A 24,450-nucleotide genomic window follows, 5' to 3' on the forward strand; every position below is an offset into this window, starting at 1 on the left:
GCGTCAGCTCTGGCGCGCGATGGGGCATCCGCCGGTGAGGGTGCCCAGGAACGCGTTGGGGTCGTAGAAGTGCTCGACCTCTTCGAGGCGGAGGTCTTCGGAGACCTTCGCCACGCTCATCCCGTACATCTCGATCCGCTCACCGGAGGGCTGGAAGCCCTTGTACTCACCGGTGAAGTCGCCCCAGTGCCGCCACTTGAAGGCGACGACGGGCGGCGGCGAAAGCACTTCGAGCACCTCCCAGAAGAAACCGCCGGGGAGCGCGGTGTGGAAGACGTGGTGCTGGGAGGCGAAGCTCTCCTCCTCGCGGCGGTAGAAGACGCTGTCGCCGATGAGCACGTTGTAGCTGCCCTGTTCGGCGATGTCGGCCGCACTGGCCCACTCGTTGCCGTTGACGCGCGTACGGAAGGTGTCCGTGACCATGGAGACCCAGGTGTCGGGGTCCTGCTTGTGCGAGACCTCCATCTCGAAGACCTGCACGATGTTCTCGACGATCGCCTCCAGCTGGTCGGACTGGAAGGTGTGGGTGCGCTGTTCGGGCATCACCACATGGGACAGGTGGTAGTCGGGCGCTCTCTCGCGCCAATCGCTCGGATCCGCCGCTGCGATCACTGCCTCGCGGCCCTGGAGCCAGAGGGGTGTCTCGCTGGTATCGGGCATGAGCCATCCTTCGGTTGCGAAGGTTCGGGGGATACGTGGTGCGGATCGGTCACAAACCGATCAACGGTGATCCTGCCGCCTTCAAAACCCTTTCACAAGAAGGAAGTTGTGGGCACACCACATTCACAGAGCGGGCACATACGCGCGGCACGCACGCCTCTGCGGCGGCCTCGGCGACAGCCCCGGCGGCGCCGCAGGTCAGCGTGGGTCGGTGGGGGCCGGCTTGGGCCGGACCGGGCGCCGAAGCGCGGGCGGCGGGTGCGAGGCGAGAGAGATAACGAGTTCACCAAGAGCGCCGGCGGACGGCTCCCGAGCGGCGGTGCGGACGGCGGTCCCGCGCGGCGTGGGGGTACATGCCGCAGTCAGCGGCCCCGGTGTCAGCGCAGGGGAAGGACGCGGGAGCCGTCCTCGCGTTCGCCCGACAGCGCGGCGCGCACTCCGGGGCGTGCGGGGACGGCCAGGGTGTGGGAGTCGGAGGTGGCGGGGCTGCCTTCGACTCCCTTGCCCTGTGCCCGCATGCGCACGACGCTGTCGTCGGCCGCGGCGAGTACGTACCAGTCGCCCGCACGCGACTTCCACAGCACCCCGGTCAGCACGGCGCGCTCGCGTCCCCCGCACGCGGGTGAGCCGTTGGCGCGGGAGACCGCGGCTCCTGGCCTGCCCGGCGAGCGGGTGGGCGGCTGGAACTGTGCCATCACCCGGGCGCCGCCTCCCCGCCACGTCTCCGCGCGCGTGCACACCCATGCCGCCTCGCCGTCGCCCTCCGGCAGTTTCTGGCGGGCGAACTCCCACGAGTTGACGCTCTTCACGCCGATGCCGATCAGCGCGGGGAAATGGCAGGCCGTACGTGCCAGCCGTACCCGCGCCGCCTCGCCCGTCGCTGCCCCCCTGTCGTCGCCCTCGCCGTCGGTCAGCCGTACGGGGGTCAGCTCGCCCAGGTCCGTGTACAGCTGCGATGCGTCGGCGCTGCCCTCGATGTCCTCGCTGCCCTCCAGTGACAGACCGGGCCAGCGGTCGCACGCACGGGGGTTCGTGTCGGGCGAGGCCACGGGCTCCGTCACCCCGTCCTGGTCCCTGCGCAGCCTCCTGCCGTCCGTGTCCGAGGGAGCCAGCAGATCGACGACGGAGGTACGCGCGACCCAAGGGGCCGTCAGATAGCGTGCGTTGCCTTCCCCGCGCGCGATCACCAGCGCGCCCGAAGCCGCGGCGCCCGCACGGTCCGTACGGGCCAGGTCCAGGGCCACGCCCCTCTCCTCCACCTCGTCCCTGTCCAGCGGCTCCGTGTACCGCGCCACGCGCAGCCCGTCGTACAGCAGCACCACGGCTGCGCCGTCCACCCGCCCCGCGTACAGCAGCTGGGGCGGCCCCGGAGGCGGCCCCGTCGCCGTGCCGCGTGCGGCGGAGACCCGCACATCGCTGTCGGGCCGCGCCCACGCGGCCAGCGCGCGGCTCAACAGGGGCTCGTTACGGGTGAGTTGGCCCCGCGTGGGCCACGCGGAGAAGTCCGTACGGGCCGCGGTGCGCCACGCCGACGCGCTCACGCGGGTGAGGGAGCCGGGATCCTGGGCCCGTTGCGCACCCGCGGGGAGCGCGTACGGCGGCTTCGCGCTGTCAGGCCCCGGACTCCACGAGTCGCCAGGCAATCCCAGCAGGCCCCCGCACATCACCACCGCGACGGCCGCAGCCGCAGCCGCACGCCGGTGCTGGCCCCGGCGCAGCAGGTCGGTGGGGCGTGCCTGGAGGGTGCACGCGTCGAACTCCTGCGACTCCAGCAGCGAACCGTCCCTGCTGCCCGGCGGCGCCTCGACCCCGTCAGCCGCACGGAAGGCCGCCTCGGCATCCGGCAGCCGCAGCTCGCGCAGCAGCCGCCGGATGTCGCGGTCGGCCAGTCCCTCAAGCTCGCGCAGTACATGGACGGCGCGTGCGGTCGCGGAGACCCTGGACAGCGCGTGGTCCAGCGCCAGTTCGTCGGCGCCGCCCGCACGGGGGAACAGGCGCAGCCCCACCAGCCAGGGCAGCAGCCCCGGCAGCACCGGCAGCGGCGGCCCGAACCTGCGGGGCCGCTCAGCAGCCAGTGCCCCGCGCAGCACCCGCAGCCGCAGGCACGCGTACACCGGGTCCGGCCTGGCCCACGCCGGGACGCCGGAACGGGGCCCCGGCAGCGGAACGGAAGCCGTGGACACACGCCCACGCGGCAGCGCGCGCTGCGCCACCCCGTGTGCCGCGAGCACTCTGCGGTGCCGGCCGAGCGAGGACGGCAGCAGGAGGTAGGCGATACGGACGAGCCGCGGATAGTGCTCGACGAGGGCCGCCTCGGCCTGCTCCACGTCGATCGACCCCGACGGGGCCCATGGGTGCCCACCGCTGCCGTACGCCGCTGAAGTCACTTCACGGGAAGCCACGTTCGTCTGAACGAGCGATGGGTCCGACGGTCACCTTTCAGGGCACCTGAACCGGGCCGGGGGCCGCTCCTCCCCGGCCGGGTCACAGCGCGTCGGCCTCCTCGCTCCAGGGGCGCCAGTGCCCCGTGGCGTCGACGGTTCCCAGCTGCTGGTCGGCGAAGTGCACGCCGTAGCCGAAGACGCCGTCCCCGGCGAGGAATTCCACCAGCCGGCGCCGGGAGCGTTCGGCCTCGGCGGGGTCGTGGTCGAGGACCACTTCCCAGTCGGGGTTACGGACCTGGACCGGCGAGTGCATGGCGTCGCCGAAGGCCACGACCTGCCGGCCGTCGCCGGTGTCGAGCACCCAGGCGGTGTGCCCGGGTGTGTGTCCCGGCAGGGCCCAGGCACGTACGCCCTCGGCGATCTCCGTACCGTCGGCCACGGCCGTCGTCCGTTCGCTCCCTCCCGCGAGCAGCGGAGCGGAAGCGGGATCGGAGGGATCGGCGTGCTGCGGCTCGCCTTCGCCGATGATCCACCGGGCGTCCGGGAACAGGCTGTGCCGTCCCTCGACCGCGTCGGGCCTGGCCCAGCCGCTGTGGTCGCCGTGCAGATGCGTGAAGGCGACCGTCTCCAGCGCGGCCGGATCGACGCCGAGCTGGGCAAGGGAGGCGGGGAGGTCCTGTACGTGGTCGAACGCGTGCTGGAAGTGTTCCGGGTCCTCACCCGAGATGCGTCCGTGCCCGGCGTCGAGCAACAGGCGGGTCCCGGCGCGCTCGACGAGCAGCGCTCCGCACCCCATGGCCAGGTGGCCGAGTTCGGTGAGGTGTGTGCCGTGCGGGCTCCAGTCCTCCTCGGTCGAGGTGGGGTAGACCCGGTCCGGAATCATGGCGACGCCCGCGTCGGGAACGTAGCTGAGGGTGAGTTCGCCCAGGGTCCGCTTCCACAGGCGCGGCAGCCGGTACCCGGAGCCGCCGGTGCGGTCGTGCCGTGGGCTTCCGGCCGTGGTGGTCCGCTCACTGGTCGGCATCGTTGGAGCCTTTCCTCGTTGGTGTCTTCGTTCGTGTTCCGGCAGGGCCCGGGACATGACCGGCAGCAGCGGTTGTGCGTAAGAGATGTTCGCGACGGCGGCACCGCACGTCACCTACGCAGGAGCACGGTCGCGCGGCTCGGCGTGGGACGGGCGACGGCACTCGTTCCGAATTTCGGATCGCTCATGCCAGAATCCTTGCCCCGGCGCGGCGAGTGCGTCAAACCATTTCGGATTGATTGATCCGGAAGGGAGAGGGGTCACGCGCCCCGGCCAAGAGGCTCGTGGCCACTTTATGGAGCGGTTGGTCCACTATGGGGGTGCAGGGGAGCGCTCCGTGCGCGTGCGCTGGAGCGATCGTATTGAGAACTCAGGAGGTTCATGTGCCGCCCGCAGGCCGCCCCCGTGCCTTCGACATGGAGGCCGTACTCGACGCCGCGATGCTGCTGTTCTGGGAGCAGGGCTACGAGGCGACCTCACTGGCACAGCTGCGAGCGGCCACCGGACTGTCGTCCGCGAGCCTGTACGGCGTCTTCGGCTCCAAAGAAGGGCTGTTCAAGCGGGTCGTCGAGCACTACATGCAGGGTCCGGGCAGCGTCACGGCCGCCGTCGAGGACGAGACGGCCGGCTCCCGCGAGGTCATCGGCGGCCTGCTGCACGGCTCGATCGACATGCAGGCCGACACCTCCCACCCCACCGGCTGCCTGATCGCGCTGTCCGGGACCATGCGCGCGCCGGGCGAGGACCACGCGGGAGTACGCGCGGCCGTCACGGCACGCCGCACGGCCGACAGGGCGCACATCAGGCAGTACGTCGAACGCGGCCTGGCCAAGGGCGAACTCGACCCCACCACCGAAACCGAGGGACTGACCTCCCTGGTCCACGGCTTCCTGCTGGGCATCTCCACCCAACTACGCGACGGCGTACCCGCCCCCACCCTCCACGCCGCAGCCGACACCCTACTGAGCAACTGGCACCAGACCGAGCCCGATTGAGCCCCGGCCCCTCCTCTCGCCGCGACGGCGAGCAGCCCGGCGGAGGGCACCCCCTTCTCGCCGCGACGGCGAACAGCCACAGCGGACAGGGGCCGGCGGGAGGGCACACCCTCTTCTCGCCGCGACGGTGAGCAGCCACAGCGGACAGGGTCCGGCGGAATGACCGACAAGAGAACCCCAACGCGGGAAGGCAACTCAACCGTGGCGGAGGCGATGCACGCGGCCCGGGTGGCGGATGGTCACTCCGCCCATGCCGCCCGTGCCGGTGAGGCGTACGAGCGGGGCGCCCGGGGCGCGGTCGGGGGTGGTCTTGTCCTTGAGGCCGCCGATGCCGGGTTCGACGCCGTCGGTGTCCGCTTCCCACTCGGGCGGAACGATGAGGGTGACGCCCGCCATCTGTCCGTGTACCTCGATCTCGATCACGGGCAACCGGCACTCGGTGCGGGTGAAGTCGAGCTTGATGCCGCCCATGCCGCCGTGCGCGGTGATGTGCGGCGGCACCCGCCAGCGCCCTGCGCGGGTGACGCCGTGCACGCCGCCCTTGAGAACGAGCGGCGCGTCGTTCTCCGGTGAGGTGTCGGCGGGCAGGTCGGCGGTGAGCGGTTCGAGGTCGGCGAACGTCTTGGCGGTCAGCGCCTTCTCCAGGCGCCCTTCCAACTCGTCGAGTTCGAGGCGGCCTTCGGCCGCCGCGTCCCGGAGGCGCTCCACCACCTCGTCGCGGTCGGCGTGCGAGGCGCGTAGTCCCCCGGTCGGTGCGGGGCTCCGGTGTTCTGCGGTCATATGCGCGAGCATACGGACATCCGGCGCCCCCTCCAACGGGCGCTCAGGACCAACAAGGTGCGGGGCACCAGCGAGGTGCGGTGGCCGCTCAGGAGGCGGGGCCGGGGTCAATCGGCGCCGCCGGAACCTCCATGGTGATCATCGTGGGGCCCCCGGCAGGACTGTTCGCCGCGAGGATGCCGTCGAACTGGGCCAGGCGGCGCTCGATGCCGCGCATACCGCTGCCGCTGTCGAGGTCGGCGCCGCCCTTGCCGTCGTCCGTGACGGCGATCCGGATCATGGGTCCCGAGGGCGTCTGCGAGTAGACCGCGTCGAGCCACACCCGTGAGGCGCCCGAGTGCTTCGCCGCGTTGGTGAGGACCTCACTGACGGCGAAGTAGACGGCGGACTCGACGGGTTCCTCGAAGCGGCCGGGGAGGTCGATGTCCTCCTCGACCGGGATCTCCATCCGCAGGGCCAGCGCGCGCAGCGCGTCGGGCAGGCCGCGCTCGGCCAGCACGGGCGGGTGGATTCCCCGTACGAGGTCGCGCAGTTCGGTCAGCGCCTCGGCCGAGTTCTCGCGGGCCTGCGCGATCATCTGTTTCGCGCGCACCGGGTCGCGTTCGACCAGCGCCTCGATCGTGCCGAGGCTCATACCCATGGCCACCAGCCGTGCCTGCGCTCCGTCGTGCAAGTCCCGTTCGATACGGCGCAGTTCGGCGGCCGAGGAGTCGACGGCGTCGTGCCGTGTCTCGTAGAGCTGCTCGACGCGGCGTGCCAGCAGCATCTCCTTCGTCGGCTCCAGCATGGTCTTGGTCAGCTTGTGGTTGATGGGGAGCAGCGGAGGCAGTAGCGCGGTGACGAAGCCGGCGGTCATGTCGGCCGGCAGCCACACCAGGTCGCGCCAGGTCGCGTGCTCCTTGAGGAGCAGCGTGCACCGTTCGACCTGGCCGACGACGCCCTCGCGCAGGTTCGGCGGGAAGGGCCGGTAGGGCGGGGGCACGGGCAGGCCGCCCCATTTGTCCACGAGGTAGCGCCGCTGGTTCGCGTAGGTGCGTACGCCCTCCAGCACGAGCGGTGTCGTGAAGACGCCGACCCCGACCACGATGAGTGCGATGGAGATCACGGACAGCACGAACAGAAGGATGGACAGAGGGAGTGTGGCGACAGCGAGTGCCGGTCCTCGTACGAGGGCCAGCATCAGCTCGTGCGTCTGTACCGCCGCACGTGGTCTGTCGTCCGTCACGTCCCTCTGCCCGCCTTCTTCCCCGTGTGGTGTCAGCTTGCGTGGTGTCCTGGCGCCGTCAGCGCGTCAGTGTGTTTCCGTCAACTCATCAACCCGTCAACCCGTCATCTCGTCGGGCCGCCGGAACGTCGGCCCGTCCAACCGTGTGCCCGTCAGCGTGCGGTCCAGCCGCCGAACTCCGCCGTCGCGCGGGCGCCGCTGCCGCCGTTGGTCGCGGTCATGAAGAGTCCCGCGTCCAGCTTTCCTGACGCGCCGGTGACTTCGACGGTTGCGACCGTACGCCAGTTCCTCCCGTCGTCCGTTGACAGCTCCCCCGTGAAGGAGCCGCCCGAGCGGGAGAGGCGCAGCAGTACGGGCGCTTTGATGCCGGTGATCCGCTTGTAGGTGTCCAGTGTGCCGTTGCCGTCGGTGTCGTAGGAGAGCACGACCCCGTTGGCGGGGGTCACGGCGAGGTTCACGAAGCCGGTCGCTGTCCTGTCCGACAGGTCGTTACGGGCGATGATGCCCGCGCGTGCCCAGGGGCCGCTGTTGTCCTGCCGGTCCACCCGCACGGTCACGGCGCCGCCGTCGGCCAGTGCGCCGGGCTCGTAGAGCGTGCCGAACTCGGCGTTGCTCTTCCACAGGTCGGCGCCGCCGCCGTTGATCGCGTAGCGGCCCTGTACATGCCCGAAGACGGCCGCGTTGTTGGTGAAGGTACGGAGTCCGCCGGGCAGCTCTCCCGCGAGGAAGAGCAGGCCGGGCTGCCGCGAGGTGACCCGCTCGCCGCCTTGTGGGCCGTACGTCACCTCCAGCGCGTGCGGCAGCGGCTCCAGCGGGTCGGCCAGTTCGCGGTCGGGGGTGGTGACCCGCCAGCGGACGGTGGCCTCCTTGCCCGGCCCGACCGACGGCACCGACAGGGGGTCCTGCGGTTCGGCCGTGCCGTCGCCGTCGTCGAGGCCGCGCAGCGCGAAGTCGACGGTGCCGGTCGGGCTGAGCCCGTTCTCGTTGCGGAAGACCGCCTTGACGGTGCCGGCGCCGCCGGGGGGCACGGCCGGCGGCTCTGACGTGACGGTGAGCGAGCCCTGGTACGGCGCCTTGGCGAGCGCTTCGTGCACGCGTCTCGCCGTGCGGTAAGCGTCGGTGACCGGGCGCAGCGGGTAGTCCTTGGCCTCCCGCGTCCAGGGCTCCTCCAGCGCGTACCAGTCGAACTTCTTCGGAGCACGGCCCTCAGCGAGCGCGTCCCGCAGGTCGTCGAGGAACGCCTTCCACTGGGGGAAGTGCACCTCGCGGATGAGGCCCTGCCAGTCGCGGTTGGCGTAGTTGGCCAGGTGGCCGCCGTCCGCTGTCGGCCGGTCGCCCCACGTGGTGACCAGGACCTTCGCCGTCCGCACGAGCTGTTCCCGCTCTGCCTCGCCGGATGCGGAGCGGCGTGCCGCGTCCAGCCAGGGGCCGAGCAGGAACGACCGGTGCGCGCCGGACATGTCGTCGCTCAGCTCCATCAGCTTCAGCCACAGGTCGGCCAGCTTGGCGAAGGTGTCCTTCTCGCCGCCCTGGTAGGCGGCCTGGAGCTGGGGGATGAGGACCCAGGAACGGTTGGCGAGCACCTGGCGGCCCGCGTCGGTCAGATCGTGCCGGTAGGCGTCGCTGCCGCGCAGCTTCCCCGCGACGCCCAGCAGCCCGGCGAACGCCGCGTCGAATCCCGCCAGGTCGAAGGCCGGGGTGTGGGTGGCGTAGTACGCGCCCGAACGCGCCGTCAGGCTCGGCCGGGAGGCGAACACGCTGTCGTGCGGCCGTCCGTCAGCGCTGCTGATCCGGTACGCCGTCTCCCGCAGCGCCGCCATCGCCTTACGTGCCGCGGGGTCCTCGCCCCCGTAACGCAGCCGCGCGTAGTCGGCGAACCACTGCTCGCGGTCGACGGGCTCCTCACGCCAGGCCAGCTCACTGAAGAGTTCGAGCGCAGCCGGGTCGCGGTGGGTGGCTTCCGGCATGTAGCAGGTGCCGACGAGCTTGCTGCCCGCGCGGTCCCGCCAGGTGGTGAAGCGCTCGGCCCACATATGGGTCTTCGCGCCGATCGTCGTACGCCCCCCGAAGTTGGGGATCGTGCCGAACGCGTACGGCACTCCGCCCCAGTCCTTCTCCCGGTCGGAGACCCGCTCCAGATCGGACAGCCCGTCGACGATGAGCATGCGGTCCTTGTGCGCGAGCGCGTCCAGCAGCGCACGGCGCGGGTTCTCCTGCCAGCCGAGGATCACCCAGGTCGCGCCGGGCCGCGCCGTCTGAAGCGCCTTCTCCACGGCACGCGCCGCGTCCGGCACCGGCACGTCACCGGGGTCGCCGCCCTCGTGCAGCAGGTCCATCTTGAAGTGGCCGATGTCACCGAAGAGTTGGCGCTGGTGCGTGTAGAAGGCGGCGGCGACCTCACGGAAGACCTCCGTGCGGGGATCGAGCCAGGGCGGCCTGGGCATCCCGTTCCAGGTGCCCTGGGGGATGGTGCGACCGCCGGGGTTGCGCTGGGTGAAGTCGGCGGGGACGGTGCCGAAATAGCCCGGGAGCACCGGCCGCATGCCCAGCTCCCGCATCCGCGCGACGATCCGCCGCCCCAGCTCCGTGCGCTTGGCCAGCAGCGCGGCGCTGATCGGCCCGCCGTACTCGGCCATGTTCTGCAGCAGCCACCACGGCTGGTGGGTGGGGGCCGGGATCCAGGCGCGCGCCTCGGAGTCGCTGTATCCGAAGTCCTGGAGCAGCCGGTGGTACACCGCCTCCTGCCCCGCCGTGACCAGCACTTCGTTGCACCCGTGCAGCGCGAGGACGTCGAGGAAGCGCTCCCAGTGCGCCCAGTCCGCGTACGGGGCCGTATAGCCGTCGTGGGTGTCGTTGAGCGCGAACCGGTGCGGCACCGTGGCGCGCTGCCCGTGTGGGGTGCGCGGCGCCGGCAGCTTTGCCGGAAGGTCGAGTTGGGTGCCCGACCATGAGATGTGCGCGTCACATGTGTACTTCAGGTACCAGTGCACGCCCGTCAGCAGAGCAACGGGCCCCGTGCCCGCCACCTTGATACGCCCCGCGCTCCCCGTCACCTTGAAGCGCTCGGGCCCTCCGATGTGCTGGAGCGTGATCTGTCTCGCGTGCGTGGGCAGCAGCCGCGCCACCGCCTTCCGCGCCGCACCGGTCGCGTCCACTTCCGCCGCTCTGTCCGCTCTGTCCACCGCCATGGCTGGGGTGTACCCGCCGCCCAGTGCGATTCCCGCGCCGAGCGCGCCTGTCGTACCCAGAACGGTGCGTCTGTTCATGTCGTGCATGGAGAGTGCCCCCCATTGTCGGATATGACCGAATTGCTGGGTGTGACCGAAGACACGTACGAGGCTGCACGCTAACGAAGGGGAACCGCCGGGTCGAGGCACGCCGTGTCGGAGCACGCCAATGTCGAGGCACGCCATGTCGAGGCACGCCATGTCGCGTGCCGGGGCCCGCAGCGCGCGGGCGGGCGGAGAAGGGGGCACTTGGGGAGCAGGGCGGACTCGGTCGGGGCGGGGCGGCTCAGCCGAGGGGAGACGGGCCGCGCAGCCGGTGGGGGCTGGCGGCTCAACCGTCGGGAGACGGCCCGCTCACGCCGGGGCGGGCCGCTCGGTGCCAGGGTCATCGGTGCCAGGTCCGTCGGGGGCAGGACCGGCGGGGGTGGGCCGCTCAGCCGTGGTCGAGATACGCGAGTACGGCGAGCACGCGCCGGTTGTCGTCGTCCGACGGCGGAAGACCGAGCTTCCCGAAGATGTTGGAGGTGTGCTTGGCGACGGCACGCTCCGTCACGAAGAGTTGCGCCGCGATGGCCGCGTTCGACCGCCCCATCGCCATCAGCTCCATGACCTCCTTCTCGCGGGAGGTCAGGTTCCCCATCGGCTTGTCCTGTGCGCGCCGCGTCAGCAACTGCTGGATCACCTGCGGATCCATCGCTGTGCCGCCCTCGGACACCCGGCGTACGGCGTCGATGAACTGGTCGGCGTCGAACACGCGGTCCTTCAGCAGATAGCCGACCCCGCCGTTGCCGTCGGCGAGCAGCTCACGCGCGTACAGCTGTTCCACGTGCTGTGACAGCACCAGCACCGGCAGCCCCGGGCGCTTGCTGCGGGCCTCCAGCGCGCACTGGAGCCCCTCGTCGCTGAACGACGGCGGCAGCCGCACGTCCACGACCGCCACATCCGGCTCCAGCTCGGCCAGCGCCCGGCTCAGCTCGGGCCCGTTGTCCACCGCCGCCGCGATCTCGAAGTCGAACGCCTCAAGCATCCGCACCAGCCCGTCCCTCAGCAGGAACAGGTCCTCAGCGATCACGACACGCACGGAAACTCCAGGAGGTAGCGAACAGAGGGACGGCGGGCCCGCCTCACGACGCACACACGGCCGACCACTACGAATCTACCGCCCCGCCACCACGTCAGGCCGCGATACCGAAGTCCTCGCGACGCAACGTGAGGTCACACCACAGGAACTTCCCCTGCGTCCCCAGTGCCGGGTCCCCCAACGGGAACCCGCCCCATTCGTGCGCGCACAGCCGCACCAGCGTCAGCCCCCGCCCGCCCTCCGGGACGCCCGGCACCGTTGCACCGGCGCACGGGCCCGGTGACCCGTCGAACGGCGGCGGGATGTGCGGATCGCTGTCCGAGACCCCGATCCGCATCCGCTCGCCGTCACCCTTGAGCCGCAGCGCCGCCGGGCCCCGCGTGTGCCGCACGGCGTTCGTCACCAGTTCCGAGGTCAGCAACTCCGCGCTGTCGGCCAGCGCCTCCAACCCGTACAACGGCAGCACGCCCCGCACCGTGCCCCGCGCTACGCGTGGGGCACGTGGGTCGTTGGGGAGTCGGAGTGTGTAGGCCCAGAGCCGTGCGGGTGCCGTCGTCATCGAAGTGTCCCTTCAGGGAGGGGGGTTGGAGCGACAGGGCACACACGCTAGCGCTAGCTGTGATAGATCTACTATTCGCTTGGGGGGATAGCTCTCAAGATGACCCTTGTGGGGGAAGGAAGAGCCCGATGGTGATGCCGCCGACCTTGCGACAACAACGTCTCGGCGCGGAACTGCGGAAGCTGAGAGAGCGGTCCGGTCTGAGTTCCACCGCCGCAGCTGCTCGTGCGGGGATTCAGCAAGCACGTATGAGCAGCATCGAAGCGGGTCGCTATGCAGTCAGCGCTGAACGTGTCCGTTCTTTCGCCAGCATCTACAGCTGTGCCGACTCGGGGTTGGTCGACGCACTCGCGGAGTTGACCGGAGGAAGGACGCGCGGCTGGTGGGACGAGTACCGCGAGCAACTCCCCGCAAGTCTTCTGGACCTGGCTGAGCTTGAGCATCACGCCCACGCGTTCCGCGTCGCATTGGCGTTGCACATCCCCGCATTCCTGCAAACGAGGGACCATGCACGAGCACTGTTCCGAGAAGTGGTCCCACCGCTGCATCAGCACGAGATCGAATACCGGATCGGCCACAGGATGAAGCGTCAGGCGATTCTGTACCGCGCGACCCCTCCGCACTACTCGGCGGTGATCCACGAGGCGGCGCTGCGTATGCGGTTCGGAGGGCGCAAGACGAGCTGTGCGCAGCTCGCCCACCTCGTCGACATGAGCGAGCGGGACAGTCTCCAGGTGCGTGTAATCCCCTTCGAGCGGGGCATCTTTCCTGGCACTGGCCAGTCGGTCGACTACGTGTGCGGTTCCGTACCGCAGTTGGACACGGTGCAGCTCGACACCCATCACGGGTGCGAGTTCCTGGACGCGGAGGCACAGTTGGCGAAGTACCGCTTGGTGTTGGACCGGATGGAAAGCAGCGCGCTGAGCCCCGCCGCCTCGCGGGACTTCATTCACCACCTCGCCCGAAGCATGTGAGGCCGTCGATGTCGAACACGCCTTGGCAGAAGTCGTCCTTCAGCGGCGACGCTTCGAACTGCGTCAACGTCGCCTCCGGCGGCGACACCGTGCTGCTGCGGGAGAGCGACGAGCCCGGTGTCGTGTTGCGGGTGAGCGCGGAGCGGTTCCGCATGCTGTTGGCGAGCGTGAAGGCGGACGGCTTCACGCCCGGTGTGGCGGAGTGACCGTGGGGTTCGGTCGGGTCCAGCCGGTTGCCGTCAGGATCTCTTGGGCGAGGGAGGGTACGGGGCGGCCGTCCGTCGGTATGCGTACGGTCTCCGGTGGGACGCCCTCGTCCAGGAGGCGGGCCTTGCGGGTGCTGCTGCGAAGTTCCCGTTCCAGTTCCGAGCCCAACTCCCGGCCCGCCAGCCGCTCGTGCGCTGTGGCGTCGGAGGCGGTGAGCAGTACGCGTACGAGGCGGACCCGCGCTCCCATCGCGCGTTCGAACATGGCGGTGGTCTCGGGCAGTACGCACGCCGTGTTGGTGTACACGAGACGCCGATAGCCCCGCGCGGTGAAGTTGGCCCACACGGCGGTGAGGTTGCTCTCCGTGATCTCCGAACGGTCGGGGTCACCCTCGGGGGCCGGGTGCGCCTGGCCCATGAAGTCACCGTCGAGGACGGCGTGCGGGACGGCCGCGGCGCGTAGCTGCGCCGAGATCTCCCAGCCGACCGTGGTCTTGCCGACGCCGGCACGCCCGCCGATGAGCAGTGCTTCCGCTTCGTCCATGGGGTGAGCGTGCCAGCCGGGGAGCGCGCCGCGCGATCGGTTATCGCCTCACGCCTGGCCGAAGAACTCCCGCAGCGCGGGGGCCAGTGCCGGTGTCGTACCACTGAAAGAGACCATGGCGGGGTCGCGAACTCATCGGCGGATCGCGGCAGTTCTCGATCCGCCGGCGGCCCGGTCTCTTTCCCGGACCGGTCCGTGGGGGATCAGCCGTGGGCCGCGTAGTAGTAGGTCAGGGCCGCCTCGGCGCCTGATCCCTGGGCGGGGGTGATGCGCTGGTGGCGGGCCGAGCGCAGGTCGCCGGCCGTGAGGAGGCGGAAGCTCTGGGAGGCGAGCGGACAGTAGCCCTCCGGGCCGCGTACGAGGTCACCTGCGGGGGGCGAGGGCCGCATGCCGAGGTTGGCCAGGACGCTCGGCGCACCGAAGGTGCGTACCCCGCCGTCGGTGCCGTGCGCCGTGACCTCGAACCGCTGGTCGTCCGTGTGCTGGACGGTGGCCCGCTCGACCTCGTACAGGTGCACGCGCGGGTCGGCAGCCACCTCCGCCACCTTGTACGCGTCGGCACGCGGATGCAGCACCTCCAGCCGCGCCCCCGCCTCGGGATGCGTACGCAGCCATGTGCCCAGGGGCCGGTCGCCCCCGAGTACGAGCGCGTGCCCCACGTCGGGGCCCGCGCACCACAGGGGTGGGGGCCGTACGGTGCCGCGCGCCTCGATCCAGTCGGCGTCGCCGGCTTCGAGCGGGACGACACCCGTCGCCACGAGGACGGCGGTACCGGTGAGCGGGGCCCCGTGCGCGAGGGAGACCTCCGCGTGGTCCTCGTACGCCGCGACCCGTACCGCGCGGTCCCGTACGAGCGTGCACCGGCCCGCCGCCTCCAGCCGTGCGATGTCATCGGCCAGGGCTCGCGCGAAGGCGGGACCGTCCCGCCAGCCGCCCGGAACGTTCTCCATGGCGCCGATCTCCCACGGCCTGCCGCCGATCCGCTCACGCGCCTCGACGAGCGTCACGCGCAGCCCGAGTCCGGCCGCCATCAGCGCCCCGCTCACGCCCGCCGGGCCCCCGCCGACAACGATGAGTTCCGTGCCGGAGCAGGGGGTTTCCGTTCCCGGGCCGGGGCCTGCCGCGGTGCTGGGGCCCGTGCCTGTGCCGGGGCCTGTCCGGGCGCCGGGGCTCGTGTCCGTGTCCGTGTTCGTATCCGTTCCTGTGTGTGCGTCCACCGGGTCCACGCTACTCGTGGTGACGGGACGTACCCGCACGCGTGACCGTGACGCGTTCCGGGCCGGTCCAGGGCGTCACAGGTACCCGCCCTGGCCCGGCCAATTCCCGTCCCCCGTGCGCGTGATGGCGCGTAAGCGCACCGCTCACACGTCCGTGAGGATCTCCGTGGGGACTCCGTGAGGATCTCCGTGAGGTGTCGCGGCGCTGTACGGGCCCGCCCCCCCGTCGTCGGTACCGCACGGCATCCCACCCTCCGCATCCGCCCGCTTCCACCGGTTTTCGGGGCGCGGGGCGCGGGCGAAAACCGTTCGCGCGGGGTCGGCGGCGCGGCGATGATTCCGAGGTGAAGCGAATCGAGTGTGTGGAGCTGGGTGCCGAGGCCATGGAGGCCCTGGCGGCGGGGGAGTTGGACAAGGCGGGGGCGCTGTTGGGCGTCGAACTGCCCGGGTTCCTCGTGGAGGAGCGGGCGCGGTGGCTCTGGCGCTACCGGTTGGGGCAGATGGCGAGCGACCCCGAGGGGGCCGCGTGGTGTGTGCGGCAGCTCGTGCTGAACGAGGAGGGCGTCGCCGTGGGACACGGGGGTTTCCACGGCCCGCCCGACGAGAACGGCATGGTCGAGGTCGGCTACGCCGTCGTACCCGAACACCGCCGCCAGGGCTATGCCCGCGCCACCCTCACCGAACTGCTGCGCCGCGCGACCGAAGCACCCGGAGTACGCACGGTCCGGGCCACCCTCACGCCCGACAACGCCGCGTCCCTCGCCACCCTCGCGCCCTTCGGCTTCTCCCACGTGGGAGAGCAGTGGGACGAGGAGGACGGGCGGGAGTTGATCTACGAGGTGGCGGTGCGCTGAGCCGCCCTGGTCCTCATCTGCGGACCAGGCGTTCCGGCGGGATGTGGTCGGTGCCGGTGATGTGGGAGTCCTCGGTGAGGTGAACGGTGAGGCGGTCGAGGTCGGCGAGCGGTGCGAGGTCGATGGGTGGGCCGTCCATGGCGCAACCGTTGAGTTCGAGGGTGGTGAGCGCGGGGAGTTCGCGCAGGGGCGACAGGTCGGGGATCGGGCCGCACAGGCCGAAGCGGAGCAGTTCGAGCCCCGCGAGATGGGTGACGGCCCGGATGTCGATGTCCTCCACCAGGTGAACCGCCAGGCCGGTCAGCCGGGCGAGGGAGGGGAAGCCGGGCAGCCGGCGCAGCTGCGTCCCTCCGCCGAGTGCGAGGAAGCGCAGTTCCTCCCAGCGCTCGATGCCGTCGAGCCGTGCGAAGCGCACCTCGCGCGACAGCCGGAGGGTGTGCAGTCGGGGACCGATCGGAAGCTCCTCCAGGCTCTCGATGAGTGCGGGGTAGTGAAGCACGAACTGCTCCAGGCCGGGCATGTCCCGCAACGGCTCCAGGGAGACCCCAGGGCTCACGTCGGCCAGTTGCAGGATGGTGAGGCCGGGCCCGCTCAGCGGAGAGAGGTCTGCCACTCGCGTACAGGTGTGCAGGGAGACGGACCGGAGCGAGGGGAGCCCGGCGAGGGGTGACAGGTCGCTGAGTACGGAGTTCCGCCACAGGAACAGGGTGTCGAGGCGGGCCGCCACGAGCAGGGGCGCGAGGTCGCTGTGCGGACCGTTGAGGATGACACGTTGGACGTCCGGGAGGTGACGCAAGGCGTGCAGCTGCTCGGCCGTTGTCACGGGAACGGACGCGGTGCCGGGGGCACTCGTCGCCAGCACCTCGCGCGCGTACTCCTCGGTCCCGAAGTGCTCCCAGGCGAGGCCGCGTTGACGCGCGACCGTCCACCGTCCGTCCTCCTGGAACCGGCCGATCAGCTCGAACGCTCTGTCGCCCCCCACCAGCCCCGCGACCCGCACCACCGCAGCCGCCGTGTCCTCGTCCAGTCCTTCGGGGCCCGGCAGCAGCTCAAGAACCAACTCGCCTGCCCCGGCGAGCAGTTCGGCATCCTCCAGGGTGGGCGGCAGCAGCGCTGCCGTTCGCCGCTCGACCTCGTCCCGTACGTCGGGGTCCAGCTCCGGGGCGTGCTCCAGGCACGCGGCGGCGAGCAGCACCAGCCGGTGGGCGGCCGACTCCTCGGTGTCGGCCCGCTTCAGCACCTTCCGTAGCAGCGTGGCGCGTTCGTCGGTGCGCGCGTGGCCCACGGCCATCCGCACCACGTCGTCCCACTGGGGGTCGTGGGCGTTGCGTACGAGGACGCCGAAGTCGCGGGCTTCGACGGCGGCGCGGGCGCCCAGGTAGTCCTGGAAGGTGCGGTGGACGAAGTCGATGTGGCCGGGTGCGGGCTCGCGCAGGAGGCCGCTGCGGATCAGCAGGTGGGCGAAGACCTGTTCGGGCGTGCCGTCGATCTGGGGCATGGCGCGCAGCCACTCGGCGAGCATGGTGACCGCTTCGGAGCGTTCGGCCTCGGCCTGTCCGTTGCGGATGAGCCAGTAGGCGAGCCGTTGCAGCAGTGCGGTCTGCTCCTCGCGGGTGAGGTCGACGCCCTCGACGCGGGCGACCTCGCGTTCCGTGTCGCGGCGTACGAGGAGCATGTCGAGCGCGGCGTCGTACAGCTCCTTGCGGGCGCGGGGCAGGTGCATGCGGCGGTCGCGGTTGAGGGCGCAGAGGAGCGCGCACATGAGGGGGTTGGTGGCGAGCCGGCCGAGGTCGCGGCGTGTGGTGACGGCGTGCAGCAACGCCGTCTCGTACGTGGCCAGTTGAGCCTTCTCGGACTCCTGGGCGCACTCCCGGCGTGCCGCGTCGTGCCAGTGGCGTACGAAGGCGTGGATGTCGTCGCGTTCCATGGGGAGCAGGGTGTGGGAGGCGAAGCCCTGCGGCGCGAGCCAGTCCTCGGCGACGGCCGAGGGGCGGGTGGTGATGACGTAACGGGCCCCGGGGTAGGCGACGAGGAGATCGCGCAGCCAGCGTTCGGTGCGTCCGCGCAGGCGTGCGGGCACCTCGTCCACACCGTCGATGAGGACGAGCGCGCGGCCCTCGTGCAGGAGCCCGTCGGCCCAGCCCGGCGGCGCTGCGGCGTGGAAGGGGACGCCGGTGGCACGCAGGAAGTCGCCGGGCGTGGGCAGTTCGCCGGTCGTGGCGAAGGAGCGCAGGCGCAGCACGAAGGGGACGCAGCGGTTCCAGTCGGCGAGTTCGGGTGCGAAGGTGCGGCGGGCCGCGTTGAGGGCGAGCCACTGGACGAGGGTGCTCTTGCCGGAGCCCGCCGCCCCGCGCAGAAGGGTGCGGTCGGCGGTGCAGACGGCCTGTTCGGCCTTGACGCTCACGGGTGCGGCGTGCGCGGCGTCCGGCATCCCGAAGCGCTCCTGGTGGGTGTCCTCACCGGCGACGGCGAGGCTGATGTAGGCGGTGTCGAGGGGCCATTCGCGCGCGGTGCGGCCCAGGGTGAGGCCGAAGAGGCTCATGCGGCACTGGGTCTCGGCGACGAAGTCGGCGTACCGCTGCTCGAAGGCGAGCGCCTCGGCGTCGGGTCGCCGCCCGACGCGTTCCCTTACGTCACGGACGAGGCGCTCGGTGCGGGCCGCCGCGCGGGACTGCTCGACGGCGGCCCGCGCGGGGAACGTGGGCTGCGCCGTCACCTGTTCGACGAGGTGGGCGCAGGACAGCCCGAGCAGTTCCCCGTACAGCGCGGTGGCGCGCGGGCTCGCGCCGTCCGGCGGAGCCGACAGCGTGGCGCGGAGCCGTTCCGGGTCGAGCTCCAGCGCGAACAGCTGCTCGGGCGTCAGGGGGCCCGCACCCTCCAGGGTCGCGGTCACGCTGTCGACGGCGGCCCGGCGTTCGTGTTCGGGCAGGTCGGCGTAGCCGGCGTCGGCGAGGCGCGCCCCGAGCGTGCGCGCCAGCCGGTCCGGGGTCTGCGGGCGCCCCGGCAGGGACCGTGTCGGCTTCGCCACCAGGCCGGCCCCGTGGCGGGGTGCGAGCAGCGACTTGGCGACCGTTCCGGCGAGCGTCGTCGCCAGGCGGATGAGGGCAACTTCCAGACCCTGCACGGGTGTTCCTCCGCTTCCGGGTGAGCGGGACGGGTGGGCGAGCACGAGCGTACGGGGGCTGCGCGTGGAGTGTCGGCCCGGTGTCGGTCCGTTGTCGGCGGGCTGTAGGGGCGCAGGGTCACACTCGTTGCATAGGCCACGGAGAACGGTTCCGGGGTCGCTGCGGGGGATGGACGGACGAGGAGCGAAGGGGCTGACGGACGGATGAGGAACGAGAGGGTGCTGATCTCGGGCGCGAGCGTCGCCGGGCCCGCGCTGGCGTACTGGCTGAAGCGGTACGGCTTCCGCGTCACGGTGGTCGAACGCGCGCCGGAACTGCGGCCGGGCGGGCAGGCGATCGACGTACGGGGGCCCGCGCTGGAGGTACTCAAGCGCATGGACCTGCTGCCGGAGGTCCGGGCCAGGGCGACGGACCTGCGCGGTATCTCGATGGTGGACGGCGAAGGCAGGGAACTGTTCAGCACGACGGAAGCCACCGCCAGCGGCGGCAGGCTGGACAGGCCCGACGTGGAGATACTCCGCGACGATCTGGCAGAGCTTCTGGTCCGTGCGGGCGGCCCCGACATCGAGTACCTCTTCGGCGACTCGATCGAGAACCTGGAGGAGGACGGGGCGAGTGGAGTCGGCGGTGCCACCGGGGCCGGGGAGGCCGGCCGTTCCCGCAGCGGGGCCGACGGCGCGGCGGACGGCGCTGACGGCGGGGGCGGGGCCAACGGCGGGGCCAACGGCGCGGACGACGGCGGGGCCAACGGCGCTGACGGCGGGGGCGGGGAAGCGGCCGGAGTGGGCGGAGCGGCCGGAGTACGGGTGCGGTTCGAGAGCGGGCGGGAGCGTACGTTCGACCTCGTCGTGGGCGCCGACGGCATCCACTCGCGTACCCGGGCACTCGCGTTCGGGCCCGAGGAGCGGTACATCCGGCCGCTGGGCGGCCACCTGAGCGTGTGGACAGCGCCCAACTACCTGGGCCTGGACCGCTGGCAGATCGCCCACCAGCCCGAGAGCGGCCCGTGGCAGGCCCTGGTGATGAGCGTGCGCGGCAACACGGAGGCACGCGTCTACGTCGTCATCGAGGACGACTCCCTCCTCCAGAGCGAGCCGGGGGAGACGCAGCTCCGCGACCCCGAGGCGCAGAAGAAGCTGATCGCGCGGTACTGCGCCGACGCGCGCTGGGAGATGCCGCGGCTGCTCTCGTACATGTGGGAGGCGCCTGACTTCCACTTCGACTCGGTGGCCCAGATCCATATGGACTCCTGGTCGCGCGGCCGGGTCGCGCTGGTGGGCGACGCGGGCCACTGTGGTTCGCCCGCCTCCGGCCAGGGCACCAGCATGGCGCTGCTCGGCGCGTACACCCTCGCCGGCGAACTCCACGCGGCGGGCGGCGACCACGTCGCGGCCTTCGCCGCCTACGAGCGGGAACTGCGTGCGTACGTCACCGCCAACCAGGCGCTCGCGCACACCCTCCGGGAAGCTGCCCGCCGCTCGGCCGGTGCCGCAGCGGACTTCCCCGCCGGTGGCGAAGCCACGGCGAGCGCCGGCACGCGGACCCGGGTGCCGGACTACGGCGATGACTTCTACGACGTCATCGACGGCTACACACCGCGCGACTACTGACGCGCCCCACCCGCGAGGGGCCTCGCCGCCCGCTCGGGCTCCTGCCGCCCCGCCCCGGATGGTTGCGGCAGGGTCACGGTTCGGCCCACGGCACGAGGGCCCTGGCCACGAAGGCCCCCAACCCAAGGCTTCAACGCGAGGCTTCAAACGCACGGCTTCGAACCCACGGCTTCAAACGCAAGGCTCCCAACGCGAGCCCCTACCCGTAGATGCACAGCTCGTCAGGGCTCGCCCCCTCCAGTACGTACGAGGAGGCGGCCAGCGGGCGGCCGGTGTAGAGGCGGATGAGCGTGGGGGTGTCGGCGGTGAGCGTGGCCGGGGCGCGGTCCTCGTGCACGTTGCCGAGGGAGAGGGTGGCGGGGGACGCGTCGGTGAGGGCCACCTCGACGCGAGGGGTGTCCTTGCGTACCGTGCTCGCGATCACGAGCAGCGCCGGCACGTCCCCGCCCGCCGACGTGTCCGCGTACGCGCCCGGCAGGCCCCACGCGTCCCGTACGTCACCGGCGTGCACCCACTCGCCGAGCGCCACCGTGTCGAGGCGCCCGTGCGTGTGCCCCGCGATCAGCGGGCCGGCCTCCGTCATGCCGCGCTCCAACTCGTCCAGCACGCGTGCCAGCGGCCAGTCGTCGCGCTCGGCGACATCGGCGGCGTTCGAGGCGTCGGAGTAGACGCCCCGCTCCAGGCGGCCCTCGATGATCCGCGTCAGCGCGGCGCCGCAGTGCGCCAGGACCTGGCGCACGTTCCAGTCGGGGCACGAAGCGGTGGGGAGCGAGAAGTCCGCCTCGGGCGCCGCGCGCAACAGCGGGAGGAAGACATCGCGTTCGGACCGCAGGAGACGTCCGGGCAGTTCGGCATCGCGTTCGGCGCTCATAGTGCCGTCACCCTACGAGGTGCGAGGGCCCGAGCTGAAGGGTAGGGTTCGCGTTCGGCAGGGATGTTCGAACGCTGCGAAGAAACGAGGAGGTGAGACCCATTTCCGCCGTATCAGGCCGGGTGCTCTCACCTCACGACCGCACGTCACGCCCTTCATAGGGCCGGTCAGGGAGCGCCCGTAGGTACCCGAAAGGCCCCCATGAGACCCGACGCTTCCCCCTCGCTTCCCCCCTCGTCTGCCCACGCGCCCTCCGCCTCGGCGTCAGCCTCTGCCTTTCCTCCGGCCGCTCCCCCCGACTCGCTCGTCGCGCGGCTGCGCGCAGCGGGCTGTGTGTTCGCCGAGGACGAGGCCCGGCTCCTCGTCGCCACGGCCCGTGCCCCCGCCGAACTGGCCGCCATGACCGAACGGCGCGTTTCCGGGCTCCCGCTCGAACACGTCCTGGGCTGGGCCGAGTTCGCCGGACTGCGCATCGCCGTCGACACGGGGGTGTTCGTGCCGCGCCGCCGTACGGAGTTCCTCGTACGGTGCGCTGTGGCGCTCGCTCCCGCTCCACCGGCGGCCCCCGTCGTACTGGACCTGTGCTGCGGCACCGGTGCCGTGGGCGCTGCCGTGCTCGACGCGCTCGGGGGCCGGGGCGTGCTCCACGCGGCCGACGTGGACCCCGCCGCCGTGCGCTGCGCGCGGCGCAACCTCGACGGGCTCGGCGGCCACGTCCACGAGGGCGACCTCTTCGACGCGCTGCCCGGCTCGCTGCGCGGCCGGATCGACATACTCGCGGCGAACGTTCCCTACGTGCCCACAGGCGACATCCCACTCCTCCCGCCCGAGGCCCGCGACCACGAACCCCGTACGGCGCTGGACGGCGGCCCCGACGGCCTCGCCCTCCTCCGGCGCGTGGCGGCTGCGGCACTGCCCTGGCTCTCGCCCACGGCCACGCTCCTCACGGAGACCACGCCCCACCAGGCCCCGGCCGCCACCCACCTCCTCACCGCCTGCGGCTACACCTCCCGCACCATCACCGACGACGACCTGGAAGCCACCGTCGTCACGGCCACCCCTGCCTCACGGTCGTGAGTCGCTCTTAGGAGCGATGAAGAGCGGTGCGCGAGCGCATTAGTGTCGGGCGGATGAGAGTGGTTGACGGCAAGTGGCCCAGGTGGGGCGCCGATGCCGGTCTGGTTGTCCTGGCGTTTGCGCCGCCGCTGCTGTCGCAGCCGTACGTCGATACGTCGGGGCCCGCGTGGTCGGCGCTCATCGGGTACGAGGCGGTGACAGCGGTGATGGTGCTGCTACGCCGGCGGCTGCCGGCGACGGCCTTCGTCCTGGGCTTCGGCGCGCTCGTGGCGGCGCTGGTGGGAGGCGCGGCCGAGGGAGCCAAGCTGACCCCGATGGCCTTCGTGCCGCTGGCCGTGCTCCTCTACAGCCTGGGCAGCCTCTGCACGAGTTGGGCGCGTACCGTCTCGGTGCTGCTCGGCTGCGGCGGCGCGATCTCCCTGCTCGGCCTGTGGGCGAACCGGATGACCGCCGAGGCCAGTGAGTTCCAGGGCCGCCTGGACGTCCTCGCGGCGCTGGCACCGATGCTGCTGGCGTGGGCGATGGGCTTCGCTTCCCGTAGCCGGCGTGCGCTGCTCGCCGCCGCCGAGCAGCGGGCGGCCGAGGCGAGCCGCGCGCAGCGCTTGGAGGCCGCACAGGCCACACAGCGGGAGCGGGCGCGGATCGCGCGCGAGATGCACGACGTGGTCGCGCACTCGCTCACCCTGCTCGTCGTGCACGCGGAGACCCTGCGCGCACGCGGCGACGAACTGCCCGACTGGGCCCGTACGCAGATCGACGGCCTGGCGGCTGCTGGCCGGCAGAGCGGTGGTGAGCTGCGCGATCTGCTGCGGGTGCTCCGCGACCCGGCGGAAGCGGCACCTTTGCAGCCGGTGCCGGGACTCGGTGAGCTGGACGCACTGCTGGACAGCCACCGCGCCGCGGGAGGAACGGTCGAGGTGCGGAAGGGAACACCGGGGACCGCGCTGGAGTCGCTGCCCGCTCCGGTGCAGACGGCGGGGTACCGCATCGTGCAGGAAGCACTGTCCAACGCGCGCCGGCACGCGCCCGGGGCGCCGGTACGGCTCCTCGTCGACGGCGCGGCAGGACGACTGCGATGCGAGGTGGAGAACAGCCGTGGGGCACGGCGCGGCACGGCCGGCGCGGGGATCGGGCTCGGCCTGGTCAGCATGCGCGAGCGGGTGGACGCGCTGGGCGGGCGGCTCACCGCTGGACCGACAGGTGACGGCGGCTTCCGCGTCGTCGCCACGATGCCGTTGGAGAAGGAACGTGCCTGAGCGGATCAGTGTGTTCGTGGCGGACGACGAGCCGGTCATCCGCGCGGGACTGAGCGCGATCCTGGACAGCCAGGCCGACCTCACCGTCGCGGGTACGGCGGGTGACGGCGAGGAAGCCGTCGAGGCGTGCGCGCGGCTGCGGCCGGACGTGGTGCTGCTGGACATCCGCATGCCGCGCAGGAACGGGCTGTGGGCGCTGGCCGAGCTGGGCCGCCGGGGACTGCTCGGGCCCGGGCGCAGCCAGGTGCTCATGCTGACGACGTTCGACCTGGACGAGTACGTCGACGAGGCGCTGGCGGCCGGAGCGTCCGGATTCCTGCTGAAGAACAGCGCGTACGAGGAGCTGACCGGCGCCGTGCGCGCCGCGGCGGCCGGGCACAGCGCGCTCAGCCCCGCGGTGACGCGCCGGATCATCGAGGGGCATCTGAACGCGAGGCAGCGGCCCGACGACCAGGAGCTGGCCCGGCTGAGCGACCTCACCGAGCGGGAGCTGGACGTGCTGCGGCTGGTCGGGGACGGACTGAGCAACGCCGAGATCGCCGACCGGCTCGTGGTGAGCCTGCACACGGTCAAGACGCACGTCAGCCGCATGCTCACGAAGACGGGCTGTCAGAGCAGGGCGCAGGCGGCCGTGCTGGTCAGGAACACGCTGCCCTGACCGCGTGCGGCGTACGGGGCAGCGTGGCGCCGTGCGGGCGCTGTCCGCGACGGCGTGCCGTGTCGCTCCTTGGCTCGTATCACTCCTTGGGATGACCGGTGACCTGCGGAAGGCCCGCCATCG

Annotated in this window: 20 protein-coding genes; 8 read left to right on the forward strand and 12 right to left on the reverse strand. The window is 71.8% G+C overall.

Features of this window, described 5'->3' with window-relative positions; genetic code table 11:
- Positions 1 to 3: 3 nt before the first annotated feature.
- The 3 genes from NMN56_RS36810 to NMN56_RS36820 all read right to left on the reverse strand — a co-directional run bounded on the left by NMN56_RS36810 (position 4) and on the right by NMN56_RS36820 (position 4,068).
- The gene (locus tag NMN56_RS36810) at positions 4 to 660 is read right to left on the reverse strand and encodes a SnoaL-like polyketide cyclase (RefSeq protein WP_274039465.1); all 657 of its coding nucleotides are present in this window, start codon (positions 658 to 660) and stop codon (positions 4 to 6) included.
- Positions 661 to 1,037: 377 nt separating this feature from the next.
- Positions 1,038 to 3,047: a hypothetical protein gene (locus tag NMN56_RS36815; RefSeq protein WP_280842604.1), complete on the reverse strand. Its 2,010-nt coding sequence runs from the start codon at positions 3,045 to 3,047 to the stop codon at positions 1,038 to 1,040.
- Between the two features lie 97 nt (positions 3,048 to 3,144).
- Positions 3,145 to 4,068, reverse strand: a complete 924-nt coding sequence (locus NMN56_RS36820; RefSeq protein WP_274039463.1) for an MBL fold metallo-hydrolase — start codon at positions 4,066 to 4,068, stop codon at positions 3,145 to 3,147.
- A gap of 383 nt (positions 4,069 to 4,451) precedes the next feature.
- Here NMN56_RS36820 and NMN56_RS36825 point away from each other — a divergent pair, with 383 nt between their 5' ends.
- Positions 4,452 to 5,063 (forward strand): TetR/AcrR family transcriptional regulator, encoded by a 612-nt coding sequence (locus tag NMN56_RS36825; protein ID WP_274039462.1) that lies wholly within the window; start codon positions 4,452 to 4,454, stop codon positions 5,061 to 5,063.
- Positions 5,064 to 5,258: 195 nt separating this feature from the next.
- Here NMN56_RS36825 and NMN56_RS36830 read toward each other — a convergent pair whose 3' ends face one another.
- The 5 genes from NMN56_RS36830 to NMN56_RS36850 form a co-directional block, all read right to left on the reverse strand.
- A complete protein-coding gene (locus NMN56_RS36830; RefSeq protein ID WP_274039461.1) occupies positions 5,259 to 5,843 on the reverse strand; it encodes a DUF1707 SHOCT-like domain-containing protein in 585 nt (194 codons plus the stop codon).
- Positions 5,844 to 5,931: 88 nt separating this feature from the next.
- Entirely contained in the window at positions 5,932 to 7,068 is a 1,137-nt protein-coding gene (locus tag NMN56_RS36835) for a sensor histidine kinase (RefSeq protein WP_274039460.1), read from the reverse strand.
- A gap of 152 nt (positions 7,069 to 7,220) precedes the next feature.
- A complete protein-coding gene (locus NMN56_RS36840; RefSeq protein ID WP_274039459.1) occupies positions 7,221 to 10,343 on the reverse strand; it encodes an alpha-N-acetylglucosaminidase in 3,123 nt (1,040 codons plus the stop codon).
- A 385-nt stretch (positions 10,344 to 10,728) separates the two neighbouring features.
- Positions 10,729 to 11,376 carry a response regulator transcription factor gene (locus NMN56_RS36845; protein ID WP_274039458.1) on the reverse strand — a complete coding sequence of 216 codons (648 nt, stop codon included), beginning with the start codon at positions 11,374 to 11,376 and terminating at the stop codon, positions 10,729 to 10,731.
- Positions 11,377 to 11,470: 94 nt separating this feature from the next.
- Entirely contained in the window at positions 11,471 to 11,935 is a 465-nt protein-coding gene (locus NMN56_RS36850) for an ATP-binding protein (RefSeq protein WP_274039457.1), read from the reverse strand.
- A 128-nt stretch (positions 11,936 to 12,063) separates the two neighbouring features.
- Between NMN56_RS36850 and NMN56_RS36855 the strand changes: the two genes are divergently transcribed.
- Positions 12,064 to 12,909 (forward strand): helix-turn-helix domain-containing protein, encoded by an 846-nt coding sequence (locus NMN56_RS36855; protein WP_274039456.1) that lies wholly within the window; start codon positions 12,064 to 12,066, stop codon positions 12,907 to 12,909.
- Between the two features lie 8 nt (positions 12,910 to 12,917).
- Positions 12,918 to 13,115, forward strand: coding sequence for a DUF397 domain-containing protein (locus tag NMN56_RS36860; protein WP_274039455.1), 198 nt, complete (start codon positions 12,918 to 12,920; stop codon positions 13,113 to 13,115).
- On the opposite strand, the gene NMN56_RS36865 is transcribed toward NMN56_RS36860, so the two are convergent.
- A complete protein-coding gene (locus NMN56_RS36865; RefSeq protein WP_274039454.1) occupies positions 13,093 to 13,659 on the reverse strand; it encodes a P-loop nucleotide/nucleoside kinase family protein in 567 nt (188 codons plus the stop codon). The genes NMN56_RS36860 and NMN56_RS36865 overlap by 23 nt on opposite strands.
- A 203-nt stretch (positions 13,660 to 13,862) precedes the next feature.
- Entirely contained in the window at positions 13,863 to 14,876 is a 1,014-nt protein-coding gene (locus tag NMN56_RS36870; protein ID WP_274039453.1) for an FAD-dependent oxidoreductase, read from the reverse strand.
- Between the two features lie 344 nt (positions 14,877 to 15,220).
- Here NMN56_RS36870 and NMN56_RS36875 point away from each other — a divergent pair, with 344 nt between their 5' ends.
- Positions 15,221 to 15,730 (forward strand): GNAT family N-acetyltransferase, encoded by a 510-nt coding sequence (locus NMN56_RS36875; protein WP_347178706.1) that lies wholly within the window; start codon positions 15,221 to 15,223, stop codon positions 15,728 to 15,730.
- 13 nt (positions 15,731 to 15,743) lie between these two features.
- On the opposite strand, the gene NMN56_RS36880 is transcribed toward NMN56_RS36875, so the two are convergent.
- Positions 15,744 to 18,854: an NACHT domain-containing protein gene (locus tag NMN56_RS36880; RefSeq protein WP_274039452.1), complete on the reverse strand. Its 3,111-nt coding sequence runs from the start codon at positions 18,852 to 18,854 to the stop codon at positions 15,744 to 15,746.
- A 204-nt stretch (positions 18,855 to 19,058) separates the two neighbouring features.
- Between NMN56_RS36880 and NMN56_RS36885 the strand changes: the two genes are divergently transcribed.
- Positions 19,059 to 20,465, forward strand: a complete 1,407-nt coding sequence (locus NMN56_RS36885) for an FAD-dependent monooxygenase (protein WP_274039451.1) — start codon at positions 19,059 to 19,061, stop codon at positions 20,463 to 20,465.
- Positions 20,466 to 20,664: 199 nt separating this feature from the next.
- Here NMN56_RS36885 and NMN56_RS36890 read toward each other — a convergent pair whose 3' ends face one another.
- A complete protein-coding gene (locus tag NMN56_RS36890; protein ID WP_274039450.1) occupies positions 20,665 to 21,336 on the reverse strand; it encodes a maleylpyruvate isomerase family mycothiol-dependent enzyme in 672 nt (223 codons plus the stop codon).
- 201 nt (positions 21,337 to 21,537) lie between these two features.
- Between NMN56_RS36890 and NMN56_RS36895 the strand changes: the two genes are divergently transcribed.
- From NMN56_RS36895 to NMN56_RS36905, 3 genes are read left to right on the forward strand one after another with little or no spacing between them, the layout of a single operon-like run.
- On the forward strand, positions 21,538 to 22,413 hold the full coding sequence (locus NMN56_RS36895; protein WP_283742546.1) for a putative protein N(5)-glutamine methyltransferase: 876 nt from the start codon (positions 21,538 to 21,540) through the stop codon (positions 22,411 to 22,413).
- A gap of 53 nt (positions 22,414 to 22,466) precedes the next feature.
- Complete coding sequence (locus tag NMN56_RS36900) at positions 22,467 to 23,669, forward strand: sensor histidine kinase (RefSeq protein WP_274039448.1); 1,203 nt, start codon at positions 22,467 to 22,469, stop codon at positions 23,667 to 23,669.
- The gene (locus NMN56_RS36905; RefSeq protein ID WP_274039447.1) at positions 23,662 to 24,327 is read left to right on the forward strand and encodes a response regulator; all 666 of its coding nucleotides are present in this window, start codon (positions 23,662 to 23,664) and stop codon (positions 24,325 to 24,327) included. Before NMN56_RS36900 ends, NMN56_RS36905 begins: the two co-directional genes overlap by 8 nt.
- Positions 24,328 to 24,450: the final 123 nt, after the last annotated feature.

Origin of the sequence: Streptomyces iconiensis, assembly GCF_028657195.3 — a bacterium.
GTDB lineage: Bacteria > Actinomycetota > Actinomycetes > Streptomycetales > Streptomycetaceae > Streptomyces > Streptomyces iconiensis.